Source organism: Cytophagales bacterium, assembly GCA_033344775.1.
In the GTDB taxonomy this organism is placed as follows: Bacteria; Bacteroidota; Bacteroidia; order Cytophagales; family Cyclobacteriaceae; genus JAWPMT01.
Genome location: JAWPMT010000002.1, coordinates 396,478 through 414,704, shown reverse-complemented (window position 1 = coordinate 414,704; position 18,227 = coordinate 396,478). Strand labels below are relative to the sequence as shown.

Below are 18,227 nucleotides of genomic sequence, written 5' to 3'. Positions count from 1 at the left end.
TAGCATTTGCGGTTCTCTTACATGACACAAGTCATGCTACACAAACAAATCTATCGTTATTTATCAAAATAAAAAACCGGGCTAAAAGCCCAGTTTTTATCAGAACTGAAGGAGATGTCTACTCATCTCTATCCGCAGGATCAGTAGGGTTACCAGCTTTATCAGATTCCATAGTGATTTCGTCCACTACAATTTCGGTAAACTCGTCACCACAACTAATGGTAAAAACACCCAATACAAACAACAATGCAATAATTTTTAGCTTTTTCATCTTTTTAATTAATTAAATGTGATGTGCTAAAATTAGGCAGTTGCCATAAGGTCCACGAACGTTTACGGTGAGCTTTAATAGTAGAAGTAACTAATTATGTCAATCCGTAGAAAAATTTTTATAGATTAAAAAAAATCCTTTACGTAGTAATTTTTTTTATCAAAAATGTTTCATCATTGCCTATTACCTGATTTACGCTATGTATCATGAGTAAACTTGAGACTATGGATGTAGAAAGATGCTATTCTTTAAATGATCTATTTATTCTTCCAATAATGTAAAAGCAATTGCGGTTCAATTAGATGACTAGGATGGTCACCAAATATTTGTACCGTGAATTATCAAAAAGGAAAAGGAGCTTTTCAGGGCGGTTTACATGGTCAATTCCGGCTTGCCATCAGGATCTAGTAAATCAAGTCGTTTGTTTTGGAATTCAATCAATTATTTCCACTAGATCAAAATAGATTCTGGAATGATCAATGTTCTCATATTCTAATCTTACAAATCCATAAGTTTCATTAAACCAAGCCTGGAGATGGCTTTTACCAAGGTTATTTTTAGCGGAACCATAAATAAGAAAACAAGAGATTTTGTGACCATCAGTTTCGAAAAGTACTTCATACTATTCAGGATTTAGAAATCATTAAAGATCAATTAAATAACTAACAGGCTAAAGCCGGTAGATTTGGTTCCGCCTAAAGGCGGCTAAAGTTCGTGGTTAATTTGAAAGTTATCATCCTCGGATTCAAGGTCTTGGTTTTCGATATATTTCATAATCACTTCGTCGGTCACGTTTCCACTACTCACGGCAAAATAGCCCCTAGCCCAGATGTGCTTACCCCAAAACTGTCTCTGTAAATGCTTAAATTCGAATAGCATCTTATGAGATGTTTTCCCTTTCAGATACTGCATCAACTTGCTTACCGACAGTTTGGGAGGAACCGATACAAAAAGATGGATATGGTCCTTAGAAACATGACCCTTTAATATTTCCACTTCGTTCGACTTGCAGATTTCCCGTATCAATTCCCTAGTACGTTCAGCAACACCTCCAACAAGAACTTGCTTTCGATATTTCGTCACCCATACCAAATGATATTTCAAGTCAAATAAAGTATGCGACCCTTTCCGATAATTCTGCATAATCGAAATATCGCAAATACTTAAGTCTTCGCATAAAGGCGAGGGATTTTCTCCCATTCCCAGATATGGATATTAATTTTTTATGGAGAAAGGGTAAATCGGGCGTAACATCAAAGCCTGAAAGGAACCGTTTATTACCCATGGATGGAATTATAGGAATGAAAATTTTCGTGATTGGGATTTTTCTATCTGTATTATGAATCTAGCAGTATACAGTTTTGATAAATAGGGTTACATTGAATTTTCTGTGATCTTGAGTAATTTGAATTATGAGCGATCGGAAAAACATTTCAATCTGGTTTCTGTTATTGTTGTTTTTAATTCATACCATATTTGATGAAGTTGTTCATAGTCTTAGAAATTCCTTGGATATTTTTCCACTGGAATCACTGATCAGCCTAGCAATCAATTACTTACTATTATTCTTAGTCATATTTTTCATTAAAAAGCGGACACTAAGATTGTCGAAACCATCTTTAGATTTCAGTATTGGCACCTACTCACTAGTACTTGTCTGTAGTATAGCCATTAGTTTCATTATCAATTTTTTAGGCCATAATTTGATTTCTGGGAGAGTACTTCATTTGAAATTGAGGCCTTTAATCTCTAGTGATGAAATCTTTCATCTTATATTAGGAGCTGCACTTGAGGAACTGTATTATCGATATTACCTATTGGAAAATATGGTAATTAGATGGGGTAAAAACTATTCTCTGTTTCTTTCTACTTTATATTTCATGGGTACTCATCTCTATTGGGCACAAAACAGTCAGGAATTCGCTCTTGTAGCAATGAGTACCTGTATTGGTGGTTTATACTTGGGTTTGATTTATATCAAAACGAGGAACATAGGTTTATGCTTCTTTGCTCATTTAACTTACAACTTGATATCTACCGTTTTTACCACAGGTTGAGATAAGTTTCCTTGATTGATTTAGGGTCTACCTTATTGATGTGCTATGTATTCAATACGATTTATTTCTAAGTCCTACAACCGTAATCAGTCGATGACCAACAATAGGAATAGCATCATTCACTTGCTCCTAAGACACATTCGAGCTAAGGTTTATTTTTAGTATTATCCATGATCACTGTTTTTTCACCCTTCCAATTGGTTTTCTGATGAAAGCTTAGTTCTCCAGATTCGTTCCATTTCTTTATTTCGGAATAAAATTCTCCAGTTTCAAAGTAAGTCCAAGTAGCTTCAACCTGTCCATTGGGATGGTATTGTGTTGTATTTCCATCTAAATATTCCCCAACTTGATTAGTAGTTTCATGTCGTTTTATACCGGAACCGTAATAGACTGTACGGACGTACATATCTGTCAAAGTATCTACCTCATAGGTATGATCTAAAATACCATCTTCAGAATAAGAAGATTCATACAGAGCTTGCCCATCTCTAGAATAAAAATTTCTATTTGCAATATTTCCGTTTCTATGGAAATTCCAGCAGCTATCTATAGGTTGATTATTGTGATATGAATATTTACGTTTTAGTGAACCGTTCTTGAAGAACCAATTCAATTGCCCTTCTCTCTTTCCATTGACATATTGATCCTCAGCCATTAATTGACCACTGGTATAGTACGCAATACGTCTTCCGTTAAGGAGTCCGTTTTTATATTCTGCGATTACTTCAATTGATCCATCCGGATACTTTTCGTTGACTTGTCCATTCAAGGTTTGGTTAGGAAGTTCCTGAATGTTCAGAATTTGCTTGACTTTCTCTATTTCTTTAAATCCACGACGATAATGCCAATCTCTTTGCCCGTTTTCTGATCGGTATAACTGAGAGTATGTACAGTAGTGTGTTCTTAGAACTGAGTCCGAAGCCATGTATGCGAATAGTATCCATTCTTCGCCGGGATTCAATCCTAAATCACAAGAAGTCCACATGGTTCTACTTAGATGGTAATTACTACCACTTACATTTATTTCGGAAATTGAGTCACCTCGATATAATTCGATAATTGAGAAACTGGCGTGGTGAGAAATATTGTGGTCAAGTGTGTCGTCTGGCAGGAAGAAAAGTGAATCAATTTTAACCAAGCCGATAAAGACATACTCTTCAATGTCCTCAAGTGATCTAATCTCATAACTGGTAGAACAATCACAAGCGTAGGATATGATTGAAAGTAGTAGGATGAAAAAAATGAGTAAAGGCCGCATTCTGGTAGGTCTGCTAAGATTATGATGAGTTAGGTTTTTTAAACCTATTCAATCTAATCCTTTTTTGATTCAGTAGATGACGAAAATTCCGATGTGATTGTAGTCAAATATTCTTGAAATACTCCCAACGACTCTACAGGGGCTAATGCCTCTATCAATCTGTTTTCAAAGTCTATCTGGCAGATCGGATTGAGCATCGGATGAAACTCTACTTTCGATTGTCCCGCTTTAAGGAAAACCTGATATCCTCTAAACTCAACATTGATCAGAGGGTTAATTTCAAATACAGCACATCCCTGATTAACTGATTCAATTTCTTCTTTTGCTTTTGGAAGGAGTTCTTTTAATAACTCATCGGTAATCAATTGATCAAGGAATTCTTTTTTTAGGTCCCTATCCATGGTTTATGCTAGTCAAATGCAGGTTCAAGATAAATAAGGGGAAAAGGTATGAGTAAATCGTCTTTCCCTCTCTCAATAAAACAATATTATTTGGTTAAATCCTTAAGAGGATTGAGGAAATTTATCACGTCTTCCCTTAAGTATTAAACTACTACAATACTGATTATTTATTCCAAAGATCGACAAGATTAATGAATAAAAATACATAGCTAATTAACAGACGGTCTTTGGCTTGTAAAAAGGGGAAGAATTGACTGTAATTGGCTAAAAACAAAGAAGTTGCCCTTATAAAAAGCAACTTCTTTTCTCATTAAAACCAGCTTGGAATAGTTGTTTACTATATCCAAGTTGCTAATCTAGTCATACCGTTCAATTCAGAAAATGGTACAGGTAAAAAAGCCTGTTACCTCCTCTTCACTTTGAACTAAGAATTGGTAACCAGGACTCTATTGATCATCCGATAAGATATGCGTTTTCTTACCTCTTTTTTAAAATCCGGGATGTTTCCACGGTACGAAATCTCACCTTGCCTACTCGGGTTTGAAGTCTGAATTTGCCGGTCGAAAGGTTTAAAGACCCATCACAATCTGTGCAGCTCGGCCCACGTGGCCAAGATTGCACAGCCCGACCTGGATTAGGTCGCCATCGAAAATTTCAAAAAAGAATAACAAAGCAAGAAAAAATGGCAGCAGAAGGAAAAGACATTGCCTGGACACAGTGGGCTTATTGCGGAGGAGCATTATTAGCCGGATTAGCGCTAGGCACATTTGTAGTTGCCCCAATGTGGGAAAAGGCCAAGGCAAAAAAAGCCGCTAAAGGAACTACAACTCCAGGTCGAGGGGGTAAAAAGTAAAGTCCGGAGATCACGGGTCAACAACTACCTGTGGTCCTGGGCGACCCCCAGACTTATGAAAAAACAACAGTAATTGGATTTAATCAATTAAAAATGAACTACGAAGACGAACTAGAGCGATACGAGGACGAAGCCGAAGATCGATATGACGACTATGACGAGGACTATGAAGATGAGTTCTTTGATGACGAAGAAGATGATTTTGATACCGGTTTCGGAGGGTATGAAGATGAAGACGGATTCTATGATGACGATGAGGAAGACGGCTTCTATGATGAGGAAGAGGAAATAGAATATTTGCCAGTGATGGATGAGGAAGAGGACTATGACGGCTATGATGATGCATATGACAGCTATAAGAGCACCTCAATTGGAAAAATTGATCCGAATGATCGTACCCTGACTGTAGTGGTTAAAAACACCAGCGGAGCCGATGCTGAAGCTGTGTTGTTTGGCGGTAATGAAGGTGCGTCTCAACCTGCTGGAGTCAGTGTGATCGTTGAGGAATCGAGCCATAGAGAAGTAAGGGAAGAGTCGAAAGCTAACCCTTTCAAGATTGCTGGCATGAAGATGTCTGTTTCTGACCCTCTTCAGTTCGACAATGTATTGAAAGTGACTCGCAGAACGGCCACAGGTTCAAACACGGTACGTGTGTACCAGCCTCGTAATGCGACCAGTCCTCAGAACTTCACTCAACAGCTCATTGACGATTCAGCTTTCGAGATGGATGTAACCGGTCAGGACTCTTTGCGCATGCTGATCAAGGATGGAACGACAGTTGTATTCACCTTCACGATCAAGGCTCGGGCCAATATGGGTAACCTGTTGAAGGGAAACAACGTGGCTGAGCTATCCAAGGCACCTCGTACAACAGGGCTTCCACAATTGGACTTGCTTCAACGCAAAAAAAAGAGCAAAAGGCGTAAACCACGACGAACCGTAAGGCGAGTGGTACGAAGGGCTCGGCCTAGAAGAGTCGTCCGTGGCAGGTCAAGGTCTCAAAACCGCTACGCCATGAGAAGAAGAGGCCGAGGGAGGAGAAGATAGAAGCGAAGAGCGAGCCCTCCTTAAGAAGAAAAGCCTACTTCACCTGGAAAACTTGTTCGACCAGGGGTTTCCTGGTCGAAGTAGGCTGTTTCTTATAGAAATTCGGCATCTGAATACAATTTAAGAAGTGGCCACCCTGTAACTAAAAAAGACTAAGGCTTCATGAAGCAACGCACAAAGCGATCCAGACGAGCACAAAACCGGATTGCCTACATTGTTTACGGCCACCCTGATGGAGTGCGCAATCTGATCGAAAAGTATGATTTTGAAGTTCCTGATAATATCCAACATTTGCTAAGCGCAACCAAGCAATTGGTGCGGAGAAAAGGGCGACGATTTGTAAAGGAATTAATCAAGCTGCACCCTGACAGAAAAGCTATCTTGCAGGTTGAAAAAATAAGGGAAGATAGCTATTGCAGTGCCTGTAGCAACTATTCTTTTGATGCTGAATCCAACTATTGTGGTACTTGTGGGCATTCGGCTTACACCGGATCTAATGATCGTCCAGTCTTTCTAAAGCAGCTGGTCGGTTTGAGTGTAAAAGAACTCGAAGAACTCTACGAAAATGTAGTTCACAAGTCAAACAAGAACCCTCAGAATCAACCGCTTGCCGAAGAAGTGCGGTTGGTATGGAATGAATTGCGCTTGCGCAAAAAAGAGAGCATCCCTTCTACTGATCAAGTATCAAAACCAAACACAACTGAGTCTTCCAAAGAAGGGATTGTGGTCCAGCCTACCGAAGCTCTGTTGATTCTTGGCTTGACATTAGTTGCTGGAGGACTGATCGGTTCAGCCTGGAAGTTTAACAAAAGTGTAGTTTAATATGGTCCGGGTAATCAAAAACGAGCTTGCGGATAAACACACGAATCAAACCAGATCCTTGCTGGACTTATTGGCACTTTATATAGCTGATGAGTCGGATCGTGTTGCCAGATTACTTGCTGAGTTTGGTTTTTCCAGTTCCAGAAATCTTACAGGCAAGGAACTCACCAATAAGGTATTTCTCGCCATCGAAAAGCAAGGAAGGCCTTTCCACCTTGCTTTAGCCAGGTTGTTGAGTACGAAAGTCAAACCGGCTTCAACAAATGAAGCAGATCAGGAAGATGGTTTTGATTTGGGACCCCTTTTAAGTGGTGCAGCCGGTGCGGGAACGACATCTGGTGCAAGTGGAAGTGGAATTACCGTAGGAGCTGATCCGGTTTCGGCCATAGCAGGGGCAGTCGGATCTATTGCCAATTTATTCGGCAATAAGCAACGGCAAAAAATACTGAAAGATCAGGCCCGCTCACAAACGCTTCAGACCATGCTGGCCTACAAAGCTCAAAAAGAAGCAGAAATAGCTTCAAAAGAGGCGGCCAGGGTAAAGAAGGTTAAGCAGGAACAATTAATCAAGCTCGGAGGAGCAATCATCATCGTGGGTGTAGTTGGATGGATCATTGTAAAGCAAGCCTCCCAACAAAAAACCCGGAAAGCTCCAGTTCCAACTCATTCAGGAAAAGCAATAAAAACTAAAGCGCAATAATTAAGCACATGCAACAAAAAGGCACAGGCATCAATGATACATCTTTTGGTCTCACAGGACTTTCAACAGTTGATATCGATGCCTTAAATCGAGACTATGACGACTTCATAGGGAAGAAAGCGCGAAGGCGAAGAAAAGAACGTCGAGCCAGGAAAAAAGAACGCAGGTCTATTCGCTTCGAACGCAGAAGATTAAAGAATGACGATCGTCGGGCGGATACTGAAGCCAAAAGGACACAAACGGCCATCATGAAAGCCACGATGTTATCAAACCCGGCTGGTGCTACTAAAACAACTTCTGCGCAACAACCCACTCAGGGAAGCGGGCAAAATGTAGCACCAAAATCTGCAGCAGCTGAACTAAGGCAGCATCAAGCAAGCGTGCCATTAACACAAAAAGCAGGATTTGGAGGGAACACGATGGTTATTGTGATTGCCCTATTGATCGTAGGAGGCTATTTGTTCATGAACAAACAGCAGGAAGCAAGCGAAGAGGTGACCGACTTACAGCCCTCTTAGGCGCTGGAATTGGAAAAGTCGAAGGGATTTCAAGTAGCTAATATAAAAAGACAATTAAAAAGGAATGTTCGATGTTGAATATGATAATGACCAGGCTGTAGATCATGAGTACATGGCTTATGATTTATTTGATGATGAGCCAGATACTAGCTGGGAAGATGACGAAGCTGAAGACGAGGAAGAAGACGATGATTTTTTTCGAAAAAGAAGAGGTAAGAGACGCTCTCGAAGAAGCAAAAGGAGAAGAATCAGCCGTCGGCGGAGGCCAGTAAGCAAACGGCACAGCAGTGTTGTCAAAAGCAAAAGAAGAAACGTTAGAAGTTCCGCTAGATCCACCCGACCTTCTTCTTCCTCCAGACGAATCCCTTCACGTAAGAGAAGCACCTCATCCAGAAGAGCCGCTTCAAAAAGGGCCACTACCAGAAGAAGACACGGGCTACGTGGGACATCTACCAGGACTTCTATTAGAAGAAGACCAGCAAAAAGAATAATGAGGAGAGTATCGAGTAAAAGGAAGCGCCCAACAAGAAGAGTGGTGATCAGTCGAAGACGTAACCCTCAGCTCAGAACCAAAACAAGACCAAAGACAAGATCCATGAGAAGATACACAGCCGTAAGACGGAAACCTTCTTCGCCGAGGGTATATAGCCGTCGAAGAATCCCGTCGAGAAGGGTTTATTCAAGACCTTCTTCAAGGTCATCTTCTAGAACAGTAAGAAGATATAGGCCGAGAAGAAGATCAATTAGCGTTAGATCATCAAGAAAATATACGCCGATTAGACGATCCCCCATAAAGAGCTATTCCCCTCGAAGAAGGAGGTCGGTAAGAAATACCCGAGTTAAACGCTATACTCCTATCCAGACTATACCCAGTCGGGTTATGCCTGTCCGGGTTAGACGGAGAAGAAGTACTCCGGTAAGAACTACGCCATTAAGAATCGTAGCTCCACGACCAAGCCGGACTAAACGGTCGATCCCATTCAAACCGGTATTAAGAGGCCCAATACCGAGCAAAAAGGCTCCTGTGGTTCATCGGAAACCTCCGGTCATCATCAAGCCCAAGCCAGTACGCTCCAGCAGTTCATCTGGTGGCGGTAGACCAAAAAGTAGTTCAACTGTACGGCCAACATCAATTAAACTGAACAATCTTGGTGCCTCTATCAAGCGCCGTGATTTAAAAGAGCATCAGATTGTCAATAATGCGGTACAGAAAGAACTCAAAACCAAACAGGAATTAGCCAAGGCTCAGGGTCTGAAAGAAAAAGTCAAGCAGGAAGCCTTGAAAAATGAAGGCATCGCCGAAAAAGTGGATCAGGAAAAGTACAAAACTGAAAAGCTCAAGGCCCAAACCCAGATGATCAGTACCGGCAAAGGTCTTATCTGGCTAGGCGTATTGGTCGGAGGTTATTTCTTCATCACCAAGGTGCTGATGAAAGACAAGCTTTTAGCAAAGAACAAAAAGCTGTCGGCTAAAGGAGCGAAAAAACTCAGTGCAGCTAGTGCTTAAGCTTAAAAGCAAGGAAGGATTTAAGTAAAGTCAGAATTGAAAAAAAGAATAACTAAAAAATGGACTTACTAGCATCAATCACCGAACAGGATTTTACCGATACGAACAGTGAAGTACCAGCAGGCTTTTTGTTCGCATCACTAAAGAATACGGGAACACAGGACGTGACTGTCAATGGCGTGGTATTGACTCCAGGAGAGGCCAAAAGCTATCCATTTGTCGGTAAGGGCTATCAGGCGGTACCCTTTGTGGTCAGTGATCAAACTACACTGAAGGTCATGTACATCATTTAAGCTTTAGAAAAGGAATAGAAGGACTAGTAAAAAGTAAGTGGTGAGTAAAAGGAAGAAATGATCGCAGGAGAATTAGAAAATATCATGGGTCTGGAAAGTGAATATGAGGTTTATGCCTATGATGAATTTCTTGGTTCTGGCAAGGGCAAGAAGTCATCGAAAAGGCAGAGTAATCATAAACCTGGTAGAAAAGCTGGCCTTACTCCCGAGGAAATTGCGAGGCGCAAACAACGCAACAAGAACTTCTGGTCAGGCCTTAACAATACCCTCAAAGACAATGGCGGCATCGAGGGTGTGACAGGTTCGATTGGTAACCTGTTCAGTGTTTTTAAAAAGAACCCTACTGCAAGTAATTCAGCCCCCAGGGACTTCCAGTTTGGATTAGCAGGGCCAACTCCGCCCACCGACAATGGAAGATCGATGATAGGAATCTATGTTGTCGGTGGTGCGGTAGTAGTCGGCTTGGCGGTGTATGGTTTCACTTATTTCCAAAAAGGAAAAGGCAAAACTAAACAATTGATTAACGAACCCAACCTGGTGAAGTAAAATGGTAATTCCGATTCCATCCAGACACAAGCGATTTACCATTACCCTGGAGATCAGGGCGTCCTACCCAGTTTCGGTGGGTATCATCGTCTATGATCCAACAGTGAGATATGCGGATTACTTTCGGCGTAAAGTCACTTTTAGAGCCGGGTCATTCAGGAATAATAAAAGTGCCTTCCGTCAAATCCACATACCCCTTCCGGTAAGTCCTGATAATCTCATATTGGAAGTCTATAACAAGCAGACTTTGGATGAGTCCGGGTTTAGAGTGGTCAATTTCGATTTAAAAGAAATGGGTCCGGCAGAAGTATGGGCGAGTCAACAAAGGCATCGTTTCATGGATTTTGCCATTCGCTTTGCTCAAAAAGCCGGATATGTTAAACCGGGGTTTTACCATTCTCCGGATCATGAATTCCTGGTCCAGTATCTACCCACGATCACCGATGAATTAGGGAATGAACTGGTGACTCCTGCCAGGATCCACCGACAAATGCCCAGGGTGCAATTATCACAGAAACTGTTTCAGCAGTTTACAGTTCCCGTGCGTGTGGCCATACTCTCCCATGAAGGATGTCACTTTTTCATGAATACCAGAAGTGAGCGCAACGCTGACCTGTGTGGTCTTCAGTATTACCTGGACTATGGTTTTCCAACCATTGAGGCCATTTATGCGGCAACCAAGGTATTCAAAAGACACCCTGAATCCATTGGCAAGCCTCATGTTGATCGGACAGCTGATATCATGAACTTCATCGATCAGTACAAGACCAAAAATCTAAAGGACGCAGGATGAATCAGGGTTGGAAAATAGGGCTATTGACGGCAATGGGATTAGGACTCGGCACCTGTGCTAAACTCTTTTATCCCAAAAAGAAAGCAGGTTGTGGTTGTAAACAGACCAATGAAGTTAAAAAGACGATAGGCGGTGCGAGTGAAGACGGCTATGATGATAAAGCATTAAACCAGTTAAAGTCTCACATTGCCCCATCACTTTTAGCCAGGCAAGAACAGTTCCTAAAAGATCTTGCCCGATGGGGTACTAAAGAGGGAATCATTGATGTGGCTGATCTGCTATATCCGCAGCGGTTGTACAATAAACTACAAGCCATAAAAACAGGGCGAATCGCTTCATTTCAAACCCCTTCGAACCTGAAATTACTGGATAGATATATCACAGACCTGGAGAGATGGGGTACTGAGCAGGGCGTCATTGATGTATCTAATGATGAAGGGGCCAGAAAAAAGGAAAAGCAACGCTTGAAAAAGATGGCCCGACAAGGCCAATCGGTCACAAGGCGTTACCTGAAGGCTAAAAAACAGGAATTTAAAAAGCAAGGCAAACCTGTTGCTAATAGAGAGCAACTTTTAGCTGCACTCCAAAAGGATTATGAGGTTACGCAAGTAACCATACAGAACCTTTCCAATGAGGAGCGGCCCGTGGCTTTATGGGAAGCAAATAAGGCGGTGGCAGTCAGCCCTCCGAAATTGGATGATGTGGAAGATCATGAACTCAATGAGTCGATCACATTGGAAAACGCGTTGCACCCTCAAGGCATGGCTTTTAATCCAGCTAATGGATTCATTTATGTGGCCAATCAGCTTTCCAATAATGTATCTGTCCTGGACCATGAAGGTAAATTGGTAAAACTGATCCAACTTGAACCTTCAAACTTTCCTGGACTGAACAGTCCGGCAGATATAGCGGTCAATACCAGAAAAGAGAGTGAACACTACGGCAAGGTCTATGTCATCGGTTCTGTTTCCAATACCCTGAGCATCATTGATCAGAGCTTCGCAGTAGAGCAGGTAATTAACGTCGGTATTCGACCTTTAGCAGTTGCCTTTAACCCGCAAAATGAAAAAGTTTATATAAGCAATTATGTAGATAACACCCTTTCGGTCATTGATGCCACTTCCTTCAACCAGGAAGTAATTAATGTCGGACAATATCCACTTGGTGTGGGAGTTCATCCCCAATCTGGTGAGGTATGGATTGCCAATAGTGGTGATCATACCATTCAAGTTTTTGATCAGGATAATAATATGCTTACTCAAATCAATGAGGTCGGACAGCAGCCTTCGCAAATGGCCTATCACCCAGGAATACAACAAATGCTTGTGGTGGCCACAGAAAGCAATGAGGTCATTCCGATTCAGGTGGGTACTTATGAAAAGGAACCTGCTATTGCTGTTGGATATAGCCCTTCAAGGGTCTTGTTCAATCCTAATAATGACTTCATATATGTGGCCAGTAAGGGGGATAATCAAATAACAGTCATCCATGCTGATCATAGCGTGAGAGCTATCCTTGATTTAGGACCCATCAACAATGGGTTCACCCTTGACCCAACCAACAATGTGTTATTCACTTCGTCTGCATCGAGCAACTCCATCGGGGTGATTGGTTATAAGGCGCAGAGCAGTCTGGTAGTCGTTGATGAAGACCTGGACGAGAAGCGAAGGGATTTTCAGCAAAATCCGGTAGTAGTCAAACATGCCCGATTCATACTTTCAGGCAATGATCGATTCAATGTCCTTCGACTAAGAGAAGGAAACGCAACAGGAAACAGTACAGTGCGCACCCTTTCTTTCAATGATTTCTATAGTCCTCAAATGCGACAGAATGTATCGGAGGTCAATGGACTGGAAGGTGCCGTCATTGATGGGGCCAATGGTTGGGAATTCATGGTAGCCCCTCAACAGACGGTAACCATGATGGTCTACTATCGCCAATTTGATCTCTATAACCTGCTACCCGAAAAAGCCCGAGAATCGATAGGTGCTGAGATGAGCAAAGGCATTTCAAGGCAATTATCTGATCCAAATAGTAACTACAATCCAATTAAATAGTCGCTAGTGCGACCCTGAAACAATAACTACAATAAAAACTATCATGGCAAAATTGAAATACCTTGTAGCACATTGCTTACTCACCCGTGAAGGGCGAAACTATACCACTGAAGACGTTCTGGCATGGCATACCGATCCTGTTAACAGAGGGGGTTTTGGCTGGAAAAAGCCTGGCTATTCTGATATGATCTATCTGGATGGAAGCCTTCACAACCTTCTTCCTTTTGATCAGGATGATGAAGTTGACTCCTGGGAAATTTCAAATGGAGCAAGAGGCATCAACGGAGTTTCCAGACACTATGCCTATGTGGGAGGCCTGGACCGATTAGGGAACAACAAGGATACGCGTACCAAAGCCCAAAAAGTAGCGGAGGAAACCTACATCAAATACATGATTCTAAGGCATCCCGATATCAAGGTGATGGGGCATTATCAGGCACCTAATACCAATAAGACTTGTCCCAATTACGATGTTCCTTCTTGGCTTCGATCCATTGGCGTTGATGAGAAGAACATTTTTCTATTCAAGCACAAATAGACCTCTGGTCCTCTAAGGCTCCTGATCAATCGAAATCGAATAAAAAAGAATTCAAAGCAAAAAATAAAGCAATGCAAAACCCGGATTATTTAATCATCACCAGTACGCAAACCGGAGCCGGAAAACCGGTAACCAAAGCCGTAATCATTGAACAACATACACAATCCGTGGCCCTTGGTGGCCATGGGTTTAACCGTCCAGGTTATGACTATTTAGTCCAGCCTGATGGTACATTGGAAACGATTATCCAGGAAGAGAATCCCAATGAAGTAGATCTGTGGGGTTTTTCCGATGGAGTCAATGGCCTTAATGGGAAAACGAAGATCCTGGCCTTCGTCGGTGGGATGGATAAAAAGGGAACCAAACCCAAAGATACTCGAAGCGAAGAACAAAAAGAGACGTTGGCTTCAGTGGTCCAATTCTATGTGAAGCGCTTCCCCAAAATTCAGGTATTGGGATGGGATCAGGTTCCGGCCAAGAAAGACCAGCATAACCCGGCCTTTGATGTGCCTGCATGGCTTCAGGAGCTTGGTATTCCTTCAGAGAACTTATTCAAGGCAAGTGAAAACAATTAAGAAGGTTTAGGCTTATGAGAACCATTATGTCTTTAGCAGTCGGGTTCTTCTTGGGGAGGCAACTCTACCTGCAATATGATAAGGAAGAGGCTTTAAAAAAGGAGCAAGCTTTTAAGGACCGCATTAAAAAGCTTCTTGAAGAAAATAGACTGAAGTCTGGCAATTAAAGAAACATGAGACAATTAAATGTAGGCAACAGCACTTATTTCATCCCTGGAAAAGGAAGTCCCTGTGAGCTTTGGAAATCCTATTACGAGGACTTGAGAAAATCTGTCGGGAGGGATAATGCCAGAACCATTTGGTTGGTTACCTGGGCAGAGGTAGGTGCTGTTTCCTGTACCACCAATGCTGACTTTAACAAGTGGCTCAAGCGACATGATATGGATGTTTCCAATGCTTCCACCAGGGCCATTGCGGACTTGTCAGGTATTGGAGGAAACCTTTTAGGACTTGGTAAGAACATGACCAAAATTGTCTCTGTTGGCGCTCCAATATTACTTGGAGGTACGACTCTTTTAATACTGATCTTACTGATCAATACCTTCAGGAACAAGGACATCAGTGATCTGGCGATGCTAACTCCGGCGGGAAGGGCAACCAAACTAAGTACTCAACTGCTAAAGGGATGAAGAAAAGAAATCAGCAGCATGTATTGATCGCCGGAGGGGTAGTCACGGCCATGGGTTGCCTTGCGATGATTTATGTATCACATCGCACCAAGCAGCGTGACAGGCTGGCTGCAGAGATCATCAAAGAGATCAACAGGCAATTGAAACCTGCCACTTCAGGCTTGCTTTCAGAAAAGGCTTTTGACCTTCACTACAAGGATGAAGTCCTTTCCAGCACACCAAAGCAGATCTTAACACTGAAGAATGAAGTGATCAATGAATACGCGAATCAAATCCATAACGCCTGGGGAAGTTGGTGGACTGGCGGTGATGATGAAAAGCAGGTCTATGCCGCATTCAGGAAGCTCAAGGACAAGGTACAGGTCTCGCAATTGGCTTCCGCTTACTTCAATCGGTATGGTATCAATTTGATCGATCAATTGAGTGAGCGATTGGACAGCAAGGAAATCGATACTATCCTTCGTATTGTCAGACCACTTCCAGCATACAGAACAGCCTAGAAAAGCAATGAAGATGAACAAGGTCAAAGCATTAAACGGGAGCACACCACAAAAAGATAACACCCTCTGGTGGGTTATCGGAGGAGCATCCGCAGCACTTGGTACCGGAGCACTGATCTATTTCTTATTCTTTACGGAGAAGAATCATTCTTATCGGGCAAAAGGACCAACAAACCGAATTAAGACTAAAAAGGAGAATAAAAGCGGATCAACAGGGACAGGCACCGGAACAGCTATAGGTTCCACGCTTTCAGAACCCAACTGGAATAATCCATTTGACATGAACTACGAACAGGATGTTGTTCGATGGGTAAAGCCAAAAAGGATCCAGTTGCTCCATCCATCCGAGGCCAGTCAACTGGCTCAGACCTTGTATGAGGCCAAAGGTTCTTCCTGGTGGGCCAATGATGATGAGCAAGCCGTAAAAACGATATTCCAGAAGCGATTGAAGGATAAAGTGCAGGTAGCTACGCTCTCCAGAGCTTTTTGGGTGAAATACAAAAAAGACCTGTGGGAATACCTCAATGGTTTTTTGAGCAAAAGTGAATTGAACAACTATGTTCATCAGCCGGTGAAGCGCTTACCTAACTACCGGTTTGCATAAAAAGCAGTTGGAAAAAACGACTAAGGATTAAAAGAACACGCACGAAAAAAAGCATGACTTCATCAAAGACTAAAACAGCATCAAAGCAATCAAAAGCCACTCGATCAAATGGTGAACACTTCAAACTGGATAGTAAAGTCTTCTGGATTGGTGGGACGCTCATCTTGTTGGCAGGCAGTGGAGTTGCCTACTGGTATTTAGAGAAGAAAAAGAAATCGAGGAAAGAAGCTCATATCAAAACTCCATCCTCCAATCCCGCTGAGACAGCCAATAACAAAGGGTTTAAATGTATCAATCAGCAATATCCATTGACTTATGGTACCTGTCATCCTGATGTAAGTATTCTTCAACGCTACCTGAAGGCACTTAAAATGGATATTGGGAAAAGTGGGCGAAATCGGGATGGTATTGATGGTCAATTCGGAGCATTGACTCAGGCGGCGGCTAAAAAGAAATTGGGAAAAGAAAGGTTCAGCACTACGGACTTAATAGGAATTAAAAACGCACTAAAATTCATAGGATCATGACAAATAAAGATTTAATCAAAGCCGGTTGCCTTCTTGGTGGAATTCTGGGGTTAGGATTTATTACCTACCTGGTCTTTAAAGAAGAGGATGACGAAAACAAACAGGATGAGGAAAATACAAAGGACACGGTTAATGAGTCAGGTCCAGTTATTAAAGAGAAAGTAATTAAGGGGCCAACAATTAGTAAACTAAATACTAACTCCAGGGCCAACTCAGGAGCCAATTTGAGCGGGAAAAAGAAGTCAACTCCAGCAAGCTCAAAAGAAAGTCTCAAGGTAAGTGATGAACTGGTTTATGCTGATCAGCTAATAGAAGATGAAGCTTTAAGCGAGAGCAGTTTCATTGAAGAACCGGACAAAGTTGGAGCAGTTGATTTAGGTGAAGTTGAAGGAGATTTGATCTATGAGGAGCTGGAGGTTAGCGAGCAGTATGATGATCTTGAACTCTCTGTTCCTGAAGCGGATGAGTTTCCATTAAGAGCTGGTAGTACCGGTCCACGGGTTGAACGTCTTCAAGTCTGGTTGATGCGCAACTACGGTTATTTCGGAAAGATATCAGGCGCTTTTGATGATAAGACACTCGCTAAGGTTCAAAAACACCTTGGATCAGATACAGTGGATGAAAATACCTTCAACCGCTACAGAATGAGTAACCATGTTACAGAACAGGTAATTGTTCGGACCTAATTAGCAAGTCAAAGTATGAGGTCAACAAAGAAAACAAGTTTTAAAAACATCCTGGATTCATTAGTTGATGATGACGGGTTAAAAACAGAGGTCACTGTTACCCTGACAGACAAAACATTGATCAGAACCTCGATGTACTTGTTAGGGACCATCATTGCTGGATCAGTGGCCTTTTTTGTCATCAGAGGAGTGATGGGGCAACAATGATCGATGACAAATCCTTTCTCATCGGAGTAATCTAGAAGTGTATATGTCTACATGTAAATAAATCTATAAATAACTAAACGAGTAAAAAATGGAATTACAACAATCAATGATCAGTCAACTAGTGGAGTTTGTAATGCAGTACATGATCAGCCTTGACTGGTCATACATCATTACCTTCATCTTATTGACCTATGGGGCAAACCAGCCCAAATCGAAAGCCTTCTTTTTCAAGATCTTCAAGGTCAAATTAAAGACCCGTTACCGGACGCTGATCATCGGAGTTCTTTACGGAGTGGCACTCTTTTTCATTCGAGGAAAAGATCCGGAGTTGATAGAACAGCTATTCAAGGCTTTGCTCTTTGCCATGATCTTTCATAAGCTGCTTATCGATCAGACGGTCCAGTTTCTGGACAAAAGACTAAAAAAGGTTCAAACATCTGGAAGTGACTCAACTGACCAAAGCGATGAAGAGAAGTAAGTACCTCCTGATCCTTGGAATCCTTTTCAACCTTTGGGTAGGCTGGGAATTCCTTATTGATGTAGATGGTTCGAACCAGGTTGCTTTGCCTAATTACGAAGAAGAGTTATTGCTCATGAAGCAAACAAATGATTCGCTTCAGCAATTAAGTCAAGCCCTGGATTCGATGAATCTTCATTTGGTCATTCAGGCTGATTGCCTCGTCCATCTTCTGGTCACAGAGAAGCAAATTATTCATGAATTAAAACAACAGAGAAATGAGAAAATTGAAGTTATTGATCATTACGATGGTGATGAGCTTTTGCAGTTTTTCGCAAACCTTGAAACCCATCGTCGAAATACTGGAGAGTGACACGCTTT

General features: G+C 41.9%; 25 protein-coding genes. 21 read left to right on the top strand and 4 right to left on the bottom strand.

Annotated features, from left to right (window positions below; all coding sequences use genetic code 11):
* Positions 1-118: 118 nt before the first annotated feature.
* The 4 genes from R8G66_06180 to R8G66_06165 form a co-directional block, all read right to left on the bottom strand.
* Positions 119-271, bottom strand: coding sequence for a hypothetical protein (locus R8G66_06180; GenBank protein MDW3191929.1), 153 nt, complete (start codon positions 269-271; stop codon positions 119-121).
* A 705-nt stretch (positions 272-976) separates the two neighbouring features.
* Entirely contained in the window at positions 977-1,414 is a 438-nt protein-coding gene (gene tnpA, locus R8G66_06175; GenBank protein ID MDW3191928.1) for an IS200/IS605 family transposase, read from the bottom strand.
* A 1,059-nt stretch (positions 1,415-2,473) separates the two neighbouring features.
* Positions 2,474-3,466: a hypothetical protein gene (locus R8G66_06170; protein ID MDW3191927.1), complete on the bottom strand. Its 993-nt coding sequence runs from the start codon at positions 3,464-3,466 to the stop codon at positions 2,474-2,476.
* Positions 3,467-3,639: 173 nt separating this feature from the next.
* Complete coding sequence (locus R8G66_06165) at positions 3,640-3,987, bottom strand: hypothetical protein (GenBank protein MDW3191926.1); 348 nt, start codon at positions 3,985-3,987, stop codon at positions 3,640-3,642.
* A gap of 682 nt (positions 3,988-4,669) precedes the next feature.
* Here R8G66_06165 and R8G66_06160 point away from each other — a divergent pair.
* From R8G66_06160 to R8G66_06060, 21 genes are all read left to right on the top strand, one after another.
* Positions 4,670-4,840, top strand: coding sequence for a hypothetical protein (locus R8G66_06160; protein MDW3191925.1), 171 nt, complete (start codon positions 4,670-4,672; stop codon positions 4,838-4,840).
* Positions 4,841-4,933: 93 nt separating this feature from the next.
* Complete coding sequence (locus R8G66_06155) at positions 4,934-5,887, top strand: hypothetical protein (GenBank protein MDW3191924.1); 954 nt, start codon at positions 4,934-4,936, stop codon at positions 5,885-5,887.
* A gap of 162 nt (positions 5,888-6,049) precedes the next feature.
* Entirely contained in the window at positions 6,050-6,709 is a 660-nt protein-coding gene (locus R8G66_06150) for a hypothetical protein (GenBank protein MDW3191923.1), read from the top strand.
* Between the two features lies 1 nt (position 6,710).
* On the top strand, positions 6,711-7,409 hold the full coding sequence (locus R8G66_06145) for a hypothetical protein (GenBank protein MDW3191922.1): 699 nt from the start codon (positions 6,711-6,713) through the stop codon (positions 7,407-7,409).
* A gap of 8 nt (positions 7,410-7,417) precedes the next feature.
* On the top strand, positions 7,418-7,927 hold the full coding sequence (locus R8G66_06140) for a hypothetical protein (protein MDW3191921.1): 510 nt from the start codon (positions 7,418-7,420) through the stop codon (positions 7,925-7,927).
* Between the two features lie 287 nt (positions 7,928-8,214).
* On the top strand, positions 8,215-8,418 hold the full coding sequence (locus R8G66_06135; GenBank protein ID MDW3191920.1) for a hypothetical protein: 204 nt from the start codon (positions 8,215-8,217) through the stop codon (positions 8,416-8,418).
* Positions 8,419-8,807: 389 nt separating this feature from the next.
* Positions 8,808-9,434 (top strand): hypothetical protein, encoded by a 627-nt coding sequence (locus R8G66_06130; protein MDW3191919.1) that lies wholly within the window; start codon positions 8,808-8,810, stop codon positions 9,432-9,434.
* 59 nt (positions 9,435-9,493) lie between these two features.
* Positions 9,494-9,727, top strand: a complete 234-nt coding sequence (locus R8G66_06125; protein ID MDW3191918.1) for a hypothetical protein — start codon at positions 9,494-9,496, stop codon at positions 9,725-9,727.
* A 57-nt stretch (positions 9,728-9,784) separates the two neighbouring features.
* Positions 9,785-10,273, top strand: a complete 489-nt coding sequence (locus tag R8G66_06120; GenBank protein MDW3191917.1) for a hypothetical protein — start codon at positions 9,785-9,787, stop codon at positions 10,271-10,273.
* A gap of 1 nt (position 10,274) precedes the next feature.
* Positions 10,275-11,066, top strand: coding sequence for a hypothetical protein (locus R8G66_06115; GenBank protein MDW3191916.1), 792 nt, complete (start codon positions 10,275-10,277; stop codon positions 11,064-11,066).
* The gene (locus R8G66_06110; protein MDW3191915.1) at positions 11,063-13,123 is read left to right on the top strand and encodes a YncE family protein; all 2,061 of its coding nucleotides are present in this window, start codon (positions 11,063-11,065) and stop codon (positions 13,121-13,123) included. Before R8G66_06115 ends, R8G66_06110 begins: the two co-directional genes overlap by 4 nt.
* Before the next feature lie 43 nt (positions 13,124-13,166).
* Positions 13,167-13,661, top strand: coding sequence for a lysozyme (locus R8G66_06105; GenBank protein ID MDW3191914.1), 495 nt, complete (start codon positions 13,167-13,169; stop codon positions 13,659-13,661).
* Positions 13,662-13,732: 71 nt separating this feature from the next.
* Positions 13,733-14,236, top strand: a complete 504-nt coding sequence (locus R8G66_06100; GenBank protein MDW3191913.1) for a hypothetical protein — start codon at positions 13,733-13,735, stop codon at positions 14,234-14,236.
* Positions 14,237-14,409: 173 nt separating this feature from the next.
* On the top strand, positions 14,410-14,865 hold the full coding sequence (locus tag R8G66_06095; protein MDW3191912.1) for a hypothetical protein: 456 nt from the start codon (positions 14,410-14,412) through the stop codon (positions 14,863-14,865).
* Entirely contained in the window at positions 14,862-15,365 is a 504-nt protein-coding gene (locus R8G66_06090) for a hypothetical protein (protein MDW3191911.1), read from the top strand. The genes R8G66_06095 and R8G66_06090 overlap by 4 nt, the downstream gene beginning before the upstream one ends.
* 13 nt (positions 15,366-15,378) lie before the next feature.
* Positions 15,379-15,969, top strand: a complete 591-nt coding sequence (locus R8G66_06085; protein ID MDW3191910.1) for a hypothetical protein — start codon at positions 15,379-15,381, stop codon at positions 15,967-15,969.
* Positions 15,970-16,022: 53 nt separating this feature from the next.
* Complete coding sequence (locus tag R8G66_06080) at positions 16,023-16,496, top strand: peptidoglycan-binding domain-containing protein (GenBank protein ID MDW3191909.1); 474 nt, start codon at positions 16,023-16,025, stop codon at positions 16,494-16,496.
* Positions 16,493-17,182 carry a hypothetical protein gene (locus R8G66_06075; protein ID MDW3191908.1) on the top strand — a complete coding sequence of 230 codons (690 nt, stop codon included), beginning with the start codon at positions 16,493-16,495 and terminating at the stop codon, positions 17,180-17,182. The genes R8G66_06080 and R8G66_06075 overlap by 4 nt, the downstream gene beginning before the upstream one ends.
* Before the next feature lie 15 nt (positions 17,183-17,197).
* Complete coding sequence (locus R8G66_06070; protein ID MDW3191907.1) at positions 17,198-17,389, top strand: hypothetical protein; 192 nt, start codon at positions 17,198-17,200, stop codon at positions 17,387-17,389.
* An 88-nt stretch (positions 17,390-17,477) separates the two neighbouring features.
* Entirely contained in the window at positions 17,478-17,867 is a 390-nt protein-coding gene (locus R8G66_06065) for a hypothetical protein (GenBank protein ID MDW3191906.1), read from the top strand.
* Entirely contained in the window at positions 17,854-18,219 is a 366-nt protein-coding gene (locus R8G66_06060; protein ID MDW3191905.1) for a hypothetical protein, read from the top strand. The genes R8G66_06065 and R8G66_06060 overlap by 14 nt, the downstream gene beginning before the upstream one ends.
* Positions 18,220-18,227 lie beyond the last annotated feature (8 nt).